This is a genomic window from Ureibacillus endophyticus, from assembly GCF_003628435.1.
Taxonomy (GTDB): domain Bacteria; phylum Bacillota; class Bacilli; order Bacillales_A; family Planococcaceae; genus Ureibacillus; species Ureibacillus endophyticus.
Genome location: NZ_RBZN01000073.1, coordinates 1 through 9397, shown reverse-complemented (window position 1 = coordinate 9397; position 9397 = coordinate 1). Strand labels below are relative to the sequence as shown.

At 33.3% G+C, this 9397-nt stretch carries 4 protein-coding genes and 2 pseudogenes; all 6 read left to right on the top strand.

Features of this window, described 5'->3' with window-relative positions:
- Positions 1–1090: 1090 nt before the first annotated feature.
- The 6 genes and pseudogenes from D8M03_RS16635 to D8M03_RS16610 all read left to right on the top strand — a co-directional run bounded on the left by D8M03_RS16635 (position 1091) and on the right by D8M03_RS16610 (position 9338).
- On the top strand, positions 1091–3202 hold the full coding sequence (locus tag D8M03_RS16635) for an autotransporter outer membrane beta-barrel domain-containing protein (protein WP_121215921.1): 2112 nt from the start codon (positions 1091–1093) through the stop codon (positions 3200–3202).
- A 220-nt stretch (positions 3203–3422) separates the two neighbouring features.
- Positions 3423–4598, top strand: coding sequence for an ISL3 family transposase (locus D8M03_RS16630; protein WP_121215920.1), 1176 nt, complete (start codon positions 3423–3425; stop codon positions 4596–4598).
- A 237-nt stretch (positions 4599–4835) separates the two neighbouring features.
- Positions 4836–6121 (top strand): annotated as a pseudogene (istA, locus tag D8M03_RS16625) (IS21 family transposase).
- An 8-nt stretch (positions 6122–6129) separates the two neighbouring features.
- Positions 6130–6881 (top strand): annotated as a pseudogene (istB, locus tag D8M03_RS16620) (IS21-like element helper ATPase IstB).
- 328 nt (positions 6882–7209) lie between these two features.
- On the top strand, positions 7210–8676 hold the full coding sequence (locus tag D8M03_RS16615) for an S-layer homology domain-containing protein (RefSeq protein ID WP_121215918.1): 1467 nt from the start codon (positions 7210–7212) through the stop codon (positions 8674–8676).
- Entirely contained in the window at positions 8673–9338 is a 666-nt protein-coding gene (locus D8M03_RS16610; protein WP_121215917.1) for a hypothetical protein, read from the top strand. The genes D8M03_RS16615 and D8M03_RS16610 overlap by 4 nt, the downstream gene beginning before the upstream one ends.
- The last annotated feature ends 59 nt before the right edge of the window (positions 9339–9397 follow it).

The following is a 9397-nucleotide window of genomic DNA, read 5'->3' as shown; positions in this document are numbered from 1 at the left end:
AAAATCCTAACCTCCAGTAAAATAACATCACAAACTATTTTACTAAAGTTTTAGGCTGATAGAGCAAAAGTGTAAAATCTAATCAAGCGAAAACTGTCAACTTTATTCTAGCGTTTACACTTATGCAACTAGCAAATCTTCAGTATATTCAACTGGTAAAGTTTACTGGGCAAATGAACTTCAGTTAACTATTAAAGATGTAACTAGCAATACTACAATTAAAAACAATGATAAAAAGGTATACGAAATCAACTCAGCTAACTTTAAAGAAGGCTATGTATTCGTAGCATTCAAAAATAACCTAAACGTTACTCCAGACAAAATTGAAGATGGTGTAAAAGTTGAAGGTAATGAAGTTAAACGTTTAAATTCAAACGAAAGACCAGTTGATTCTGCAATTGGTGGATCTTATCCATATAAATCAACATTAGGTAATGAACAAGTAATCGCTGTAAAATTAGACAAAAATGGTAAAGCAAACCTTGTATTAACAGGTGCAAACGCTTCAGCTACTCCAGTAGTATATGAAGGTGAACTTGCAACTGGAGCAAGTAAAGGAAATCTTGCTAACTATAAAGCAAAATACACAGAAGAATTACTTCAAGCTACTGGTTCTGAAGTTAAATTTGAACGTACTGTTAACTACGGACTAAATTTAGAAGCTCAAGGTGTTCAAGATGCGGCTATTAAAAATGCTGCTGGTAAAGGTGGACGTGACTATGTAATCACTTACACTAAAGAAGATGGCAAACCTGTAGCTGAGAATACTACTGTATATGTTGCGATTCCAACTAAAGGTTTAAGTGCAGGAACTGATTTTGAACTATTCCAAGTTAAAAAGGATGAAGATGTACTAGTAGGTAAACATGCAAAATCAGATGCAGATTACAATATCTATGCATTAACTACTGATAAAGATGGAAAAGTTACATTTACAGTTACAGCAAGAACTCCAGAAGATTATGTACAACCTATTGCATTCTTAAATGATAATAAACCAACTGCATCAACTTTCTTTGATAAAGATGATACACAAGTAACTGCAGAATCAACATTCTTCACAGACAAGGTTACTTATTCTACAAGCTTAGTGTTAGTAAATGATGACAACAAAAAACAATCTTCATTTACTGCAGTACGTGAAGCAGCTAATTTCTCTTATCGTTTAGTTGACCAAAATGGTAAAGAACGTAAAGCAAATGAAGAAACAAAAGTTACATTTAGTGTATCTGCAGGTGAAGGAGAAGTAAGTATTGGTGGTACTACTTTACATGCACATCAATCAACAACAGTTACAAAGACATTATCTACTACTGATTCAAGAGTAAATGTTCGCATTACTGCAAAATCACCAACAACTGTAAGTGTATATGCAACTTCATCTCAATCTGGTATCACTTTATCACCAACTGATACTGTAACAGCGACATTTACTTCATACGCACAAGTTACTGGTATTACTGGTTATACAAATGCAACTTTATTAAATAAAGATGACAACACATTTGAATTAGTTGCTTCAAATGGTAATGTTTATGAATATTCTTATAATGAGAATAATATCCGTCAAAACAACAGTCCAGTTGATATTGCTACATTCGAAAGATTATTAGAACGTGGTGCAACTGTAGCGGTTGGTAAAGATGCAGATGGAAATATTTACTTCAATGTTGTTGATGTTGATGTTGCGATTCCAACTAATGTTGCTATCAAAGCATTAATTGCTGATGGAGAAACAACAATTGATGATGATGCAATTGAGGCTATTGGCGGAGCAAAACCAACAAATGCTGACGATGTAACAATCGATTATAAAGGTACTGATGCATTAACTGTAGATCTTGCTAATACTAAGAATTTAACAATCAAAGCTCCAAAAACATCTGCAATTACTATTAGTGGCGCTGTTGCTCAAGATTTAGTGATTGATGCTGATGAAGCTCACGTTGATTATACAGCTGGTTCAATCGCAAGAGATGTAATTATTAATGGCGTTAAAGATAACTCATTCGTACTTGCAAATGGTGTTACTGTAGGTGGAGATATCATTGTAAATGACACTACTGGTGCAAGAATTGTAAATAATAGTGCAGGTGCAATTAACGTAGTTATCAATAACAATCAACCAGTTGCAATCGAAAATAATGATGGTACTCTAAATGTTACTGTAAAATCTAAAGAAGCTACATTAGATATTAACGGTGACAATGTAGAAGTTGTTGCTGCACCTGGTACAACAGTAAAAGATTCAAAAGGTAACGATGTTGAAGTTACTAAGAAAACAGGTACAACTGGTAAATTAACATTATCAACAACTGAAGCTGTTGAAGGAGATATAATTACTGTAACTCTTGAGGATGCAGATTTAAATGTAAGTGCGACAGTTGCAGATTCTGTTGATATCCTTTTAGGTAATGGTACATTAAGATTAACTGAAACAGGTACTGACACAGGTGTATTTGTAAATACATTTGAAGCAGCTGAAACTGTTGATGTGAAATATAATGATGCTAAAGATGCTAATGGTGAACCGGTAACAATTAAAAAGACTCTGACTGTAGTTAAAGCTGAAGAAGTAGATTTAGGAGCTCCAGTGTTTGTTTCTAATACAATCAATTTCAAACTTGATACTGAGTTAGATGTTACAGAAATTACTGGTAAAGAGTTCTTAGAATTACTAAACTATCAATTAAGAAATGTTGGTAGAACAACAGATGGTACACTTGTAAGCTATGATAAAAATAATGGTTATGCTATTACAGGTGCACTAATTGATGGAAAATGGGTTACAACAGAAACTGTATTAGAAGATTTAACACTTGAGGAAACTAAAGAAGCTACTGATATTTCTTTCGAAGATTTTGACAAAATTTTAAAAGAAAGATTTGCGAAAGATCCGAAAAATGGAGAATTCGATGGTCCAAATTATGATAAAGTTACAGCTAAAATTGTAGATAATAAATTAGTAGTAACTTTTGGTACTGACTTCTTAAAATGGACTGCAATTCATACTTATAGTTCTAATAACTATAATATTACTGCTCATTTAGATTTAGAAGATCTTGCTAAAAAGTTAAGTACTAGAGGTTTAGCTGTAACAGCTACTGGAACTAGTGACTTTAAAATTACTTTACAAGGTAAATCAGGTGGAACTTTTGAAGATTCAGTAACAGTAGTATTATCAGAAATTACTGCTGATTAATTTAAAGTTTATATTGACAAACTTTCATAATAATTATTATTTATAAAAGTTGTTTAAAAAGTCCTTGTATAAGAGAAATCTTATATAAGGACTTTTCTTTTATGGCTCTATTATATTTGTTGGGGTTTTACTACAATTTTGAAAACAAAAAGCACGTAACCACCGATTTCGATATACTTGAATTGTCGAGAAACAAGCATTGAAAGGTGATACGTGCAATATGAATTTTAACATGAATATTCCAGGATTAAAAGGTGTAACAGTTCATAAGATGGAGGAGATTGGAGAACGGATAGCTTTATATGTTTCTCTTCCCAAGAAAGAACATCAGTGTCCTGCTTGTAATAAAATGACTTCTAAAATTCATGATTATCGAGTTCAAAAAATTAAGCATTTAAAATGGTTTGAAAGATTAACGATCCTTTTCTATAAACGCCGTCGTTATGTATGTAAATGTGGAAAACGCTTCTCAGAAAGATCCCCTTTCGTGGATAAGTATCAACGTTACTCAAAAGAATGGAACCAAGTTGTTGGAATTCGTTCAGTAAAATCCAAGACATTTAAAGAAGTGGCAGAAGTCCTTGGTACATCAAGTTCAACAGTCATTCGTCGCTTTAAAAAAGTTGCAAAAGAACAGCTAAAAGAGGGAGTACATCTACCAAAATGTATTGCGATCGATGAATATAAAGGAGATACAGATGCAGGAACCTATCAACTAATCATTGCGAACGCTGAAACATATGAACCAATTGATATATTACCCAATCGACGAAAAGAAACAATTAAGGATTTCTTAATGAAATATGGAGCTGATGTAGAAATTGTAGTAATTGTAGTAATGGATATGAATCCAAGCTTTAAGGCAGCTGTCAGAAAAGCATTAAATCGCCCCATTATCGTAGCAGATCGATTCCACTTTTCTCGTTATATTTATTGGGCACTAGATGAAGTGCGTCGTAAAGTGCAAAAAGATTGGCATTCTTATGATCGTAAAAAGTGTAAGAAAATGTGCCATGTCTTATATAAACGGTTCGATAAGTTAACGGAGAAAAATCTCTGGTATTTAAGACGCTACACAGGGATGTCTAGTGAATTGAGAAAAGCTTATGAACTGAAAGAAGCGTATTGTAAATGGTTTGATTGGGCAAAAACAACGAATGATCTATCAGAAGTTAAAAAAAGATTAGAAGCTTTTTACCGTAAGGTAGAAGAATCAAATATCTCAGCGTTTATAAAAGCAATACAAACATTTAAGAACTGGCAAGTAGAGATTTTGAATAGCTTTAGTTTTAATTATTCAAATGGATTTTTAGAAGGAATTAATAATAAATCGAAGGTAATCAAAAGAAATGCTTATGGTTTCAGAAGTTTTAAGCATTTTAAAGCAAAGATTTAGGTTAGTAAGGGGGACGTGCAAAAACACATCACCCCACATTTGACTAAGAACCTCTTTTATCAAGTTTCGATTTAAATTTAGGTTCTATTTAATTCCTATTTAATTCCTAAAATTTATGAATAAAATGCATCACTTCGCATTTTTCTATAAATGCTAATTTAAATATGTACATTATCGCTTGAATAACTATGTACATAAATGCTCGGGGTATACATACTAATCTAGAGGTGATTAGGAGTGTATATCCAACTAAACATAGAAACAAAATTTGAAATAAATAGTCTTGCAGACTTAGCAGGATTCAAAAAAATAATGGAGCAGTTAAAAATGAAGATAAATAAAAGTAAATTAGCAAGGGACTTAGGAGTAGATCGTCGTACAATCGAAAATATTTAAATGGTTTTGTTCCCAAAAAGAAACGAAATAAACCATCTAAAATCGATAAGTTTTATCCAGTAATCGCAAGTTTATTATCTGAGGATTTAAAGCAGGTGTTTTATTATCGTCGTAATCTTTGGCAGTATTTAAAAGATAATCATGGCTTAGAATGTGGGCAATCAACGTTTCGAAATTATATTGCGACTACACCAGAATTCCAAGCGTATTTCGAGAAAGATGAACGTATCTCAAGTATGGGAAACAGTGGGATTCGATTTGAAACGCGTGCTGGGCAACAAGCACAATTAGACTGGAAAGAAAGCATTATGTATGAAACAAAAGATGGCGAACAAGTAGAAATAAATATAGCAGTTTTAGTATTGAGCCATTCACGCATACGATTCTTTTATATGAGTATTTCTAAATCACAATTCGTACTATTTTCTTTCCTAACGGAAACGTTTGAAAAATTGGGTGGCGTCCCTGAAGAGCTAGTTACAGACAATATGAAGACAGTCATGGATGAAGCACGTACCGAATTTTCAAAAGGAAAAGTAAATGCGAAGTTTGCCCAATTTGCGAAGGATTTTGGTTTTAAAGTCAGACCATGTATCGCAGGTCGTCCTAGAACAAAGGGGAAAGTCGAAACAACAATGAAATTACTTGATGAGATTCATGTATATCAAGGTAAGTTTAATATGGAAGAATTATATGACTATATTGAACGTTTATGTAATCGAATTAACAGTGAACTTCATCAAGGAACAAATAAAATTCCGTTACTTGAATTCCAAAAAGAAAAGAATCACTTACTCCAGCTACCAACTGAACGAGTAAGAGATTCCTATAAAATCAAGCATACACCTGTAAAGGTCAATGCATCGAACATGATTACTTACAAATCCAATCAGTACTCTGTCCCACCAGGGTACCAAGGAAAGAAAGTAAGTTTACAAGTATATGATGAGCATTTATGGATTCATTATAACATGGAACTAATCGCACACCACAAAATAAGTGATGCAAAACTTAATTACCAGGAAGCCCATTATCTTGAAACAATATTAAAAGCACTACCGAACTATCCAGATATTAATGATCTAGCGAAACGAAATTTAGCAGCGATTGGAGAAATCTATAAATGAATCCTAATATGAACTCAAATTATCAACAGCTTCAAAAAACTTGGAGTATTTAAAATTAAAGCAAATGGGTCTCCATTTAAGTGACGCCATCGACTTCGGTATTATGAATGAGCTTTCATTTATAGATACATTTATAAAATTAACGAATTACGAAGTAGATGTACGTGAACAGAATATGATTCATGCGATGGTAAAGGTCGCAGCATTTCCTCAATTAAAAGAAATGAAAGACTTTGACTTCTCTTTTCAACCAAGCATAAATCAGCAACAAATACTCGATTTTCAAAGCTTACGTTTTATTCAAGAGAATGAGAATATTGTATTTCTAGGCCCAAGTGGTGTTGGTAAAACCCATCTAGCCATAGCGATTGAAATCACGGCTGCGAAGAAACGTACAAGCACCTATTTTATTAAGTGTCATGATTTAATTCAAAATCTAAAAAGAGCATATCTCGAAAATCGTTTGGAAAGTCGTTTAAAGCATTATACGAAGTATAAATTATTGATCGTTGATGAAATTGGCTATTTACCGATTGATTCAGAGGATGCGAAGCTATTTTTCCAGCTCATCGATGCACGTTATGAAAAGAAAAGCACCATATTTACAACCAATGTGAACTTTAAATCTTGGGAAGAAATTTTCCCAGAACCAAAATTAGCAAATGTAATTTTAGACCGAATTTTACATCACGCAAGTGTAGTAACAATTACAGGTAATTCATATCGTCTAAAGCAACATCTCGAACCAATAGACGAGTAATTTTGTACATCCTTAAACGAGCAAAAATGTACATATTAACGTTGACATTTATATTTAGTGATAGGTAGAAGGATGCGCTTTAATAAATAATAATGGAGTAAGTATATAATAAGTCCTGAAGAGAAGTTCTTAAGTTGGTCTAAAGACTCAATAGTTTTATATAAAATTTTTACTATATTTACATTATAAGGAGATATAATTGGCATTAATGATAATTTTCATATAATTATTGCAATAATACATTATCTTTTATAAGTCTATTGTAACGTATCCTTATTACTATATAATGGAAAATAACTGATAAATATAACTAGAGAGGAATGTGTATATGAAAAAGAAGAAAACATACAAGAAGCTTTTCCATGCTACAATGGCGACAGCTGTTGCAGCATCAGGAGTGACAATGGTTGCACCGTCTGAAACAAAAGCAAATACATCATTTACAGATGTTTCTACTAACAATGGTTTTTATAAAGAAATTATGAATCTAGCAGAGCGTGGAATTATAAAAGGTTATCAAGATGGTACTTTCCGCCCTGGAGTAAATGTCACACGTGGACAAGCTGCTAAACTTATTGCAGGTGTTTTAGGGCTAGACACACTAAATGTTTCTAATCCTGGATTTAAAGATGTACCAAAAACAAATGAATATTATGGTGCAATCGCAGCCCTAGCGAATGCTGGGATTATTAATGGGTATGGAGATGGCACATTTAAGCCAAATGAACCAGTAAAACGTAACCATATGGCGAAAATTATCTCTGGTGCCTATAAATTAAATGCTACTCCAGGATTCTCTACACCTTTAAAAGATATCCGTGGTGAATATGAGAGCTATATTACGGCACTTTATGAGTATGGAGTAACTACTGGTAAAACGAAAACATCATTTGATGGTTTATCCAATGTCTCTCGTGGACAACTGGCAGCCTTTGTAGTTCGTGCAGAAAATATCGTAGGTGAAAAAGAAGAAACTTTATCCTTAATAATTTCTGAAATTTCAGATAAGTTGAAAACGACAGATAATACTACATACACGGTTGCATCTGATTTAAAAGCTCTTTTAAATGGAGAAAATAGTGCTGCATTACAAAACGCTAAACTTCAAGCCGTTGTAAAAGATAACGAGATTATTAGAATTGATGCCATTGAATTTAATTCGGATGGCTCCCAAGGTGCATTAGTTACTTTAGATGGCCAAAATTCAACCTTTACAGGTAACTTAACTGTAAATGCAGATTATGTACAATTGAAAAACTTAACTGTGAACGGAGATGTTATTTTAACTGGAAAAGTAGTGAATGAATTTAGCGCTGACGGACTTAATACAACAGGCGAGCTGATTATTAAGGAAGCAGAACAGGTGGCATTAGCATCTCTAGCTCTAGACCCAATTGGAGCTATTTTACCTCCATCGTTATTTAACATTAACGATTCAAATATTAATAGTTTAAATATTTATCGCGATAATTCAGTAATTCAATCGGATACAAAATTTTCAGTGATCAACATTTCTTCCTTTGTATCAAATATTCAATTGGATACAGATGCATCCAAAATTACAATCAATGTTGAAACACACATTATTGTAACTGGAACAGGTAACATTGACGAATTAGAAGTCGAAAGATCACAAGCAATGGCCCTACAGTTAGTGGGTGAAATTCAAAAATTGGCGTTAGAAAAAGGAGTAAAAGTTGAAATCAATAGAAATGTAAAGATTACTACGTTGGTGATTCCAGAAGACGAACAACCATCTTCAATGGTTTCAAACTTTGATACTTTGATACTTTGATAAATAATACTATCAGTAGAGTTGAAACACCAACTGGTCAATTAGTACCAATGCCTCCATCACCGATTCTACCATCAATAAATACCGGTGGATCAACGGGGGATAAAACACCGCCAACACTAACAGTTCATAATATTAATAAGCAATTTATTATTGGAAAAGATACTGTAGATCTAAAAAGTACAGAAGTTGGTTTTGTTTATCTAGTACCAAGTAGTGAAAATCCTACGTCATGGAGTGATTTAGAGAGTTTAGCATATGCTGGATTTGCAAATAAAGCAACAGTTTCAAAAGCAAATCATGATGTTTCTATTTCAACACGAGGTTTGAGTGCAGGGACTTTTAAAGTGTATGTAGTAGATGTAGCAGGTAATGTATCAAAGCCTATAACAGTAACTTTGAGTGGCCAAAATCCTCAAACAGAAACAGTAGCCAAAAAAGCAGAGAGATTAGCAACAGCGTTAACAGACGAAGCATTAGGATTACAAAATGGTGAGCCAAAATCAGCTATTGAGACAACTCCGCAATTAGTAACAACAGCTGGAGAAGCTTCAACAATCGTTTGGACATCAAACAATGCGGCGATCACTATTGATAGTGAAAACATACTAACATTAGTAGTACAAACCAAGGCCATGGTTTGTGCTACTATTTTTTTATAGTAGAAGTGAAGGAAAGTCGAACAGCTCCAGGGACCGTATGAGAGTCCGTAAAAAAAACC